Below are 1,064 nucleotides of genomic sequence, written 5' to 3' on the forward strand. Positions count from 1 at the left end.
TGATGGGTGTCTGGTCAGAGACATCAAGAAATAACGCCGGAACATTAGTGCAGGCAGCTTCCACAGCAATGGCATCCTGGTCATCCAGCGGATAGTTAATGATCAGCCCACTGACGCGTTGCGCGAGAAGATTGTGCACCGCCGCTTTACAGGCTTCGACGCCGCTTCGTTCTACCATCGACACCACCACGCTGGCACCCAGTTGATCGGCGCGAGATTTAATCGCCGCGACAATTTGCGACGGCGCGTGCAGGGCCAGACTGGAGGTGGCAACGCCAATCAGCAACGACTGTTTGCCCGCCAGTTGTTGTGCCACGCGGTTGGGAATGTAATTCAGCTCCGCCATCGCCGCTTCCACTTTTTCCCGCGTTTTCGCAGAAACGTGGCTGGCCTGGTTCACCACGCGGGAAACGGTCTGATAAGAGACACCGGCATACTCTGCGACATCGTATAACGTTACTGGTTTCACATTCACCACCCTGAATTGACTCTCTTCCGGGCGCTATCATGCCATACCGCGAAAGGTTTTGCGCCATTCGATGGTGTCCGGGATCTCGACGCTCTCCCTTATGCGACTCCTGCATTAGGAAGCAGCCCAGTAGTAGGTTGAGGCCGTTGAGCACCGCCGCCGCAAGGAATGGTGCATGCAAGGAGATGGCGCCCAACAGTCCCCCGGCCACGGGGCCTGCCACCATACCCACGCCGAAACAAGCGCTCATGAGCCCGAAGTGGCGAGCCCGATCTTCCCCATCGGTGATGTCGGCGATATAGGCGCCAGCAACCGCACCTGTGGCGCCGGTGATGCCGGCCACGATGCGTCCGGCGTAGAGGATCGAGATCTCGATCCCGCGAAATTAATACGACTCACTATAGGGGAATTGTGAGCGGATAACAATTCCCCTCTAGAAATAATTTTGTTTAACTTTAAGAAGGAGATATACATATGTTTAAACGTAAATCAACCGCAGAACTGGCAGCACAGATGGCAAAACTGAATGGTAATAAAGGCTTTAGCTCAGAAGATAAAGGCGAATGGAAACTGAAACTGGATAATGCAGGTAATG

2 pseudogenes are annotated in these 1,064 nt (G+C 54.2%); both read right to left on the reverse strand.

Features of this window, described 5'->3' with window-relative positions:
• A pseudogene (gene lacI / locus SB847_RS20445) lies at positions 1-469 on the reverse strand (DNA-binding transcriptional repressor LacI); the annotation flags it as partial.
• A gap of 79 nt (positions 470-548) precedes the next feature.
• Positions 549-833, reverse strand: a pseudogene (locus tag SB847_RS20450) (MFS transporter); the annotation flags it as partial.
• Positions 834-1,064: the final 231 nt, after the last annotated feature.

It is taken from the genome of Bacillus sp. SIMBA_026, from assembly GCF_046535335.1.
Lineage (GTDB): Bacteria > Bacillota > Bacilli > Bacillales > Bacillaceae > Bacillus > Bacillus velezensis.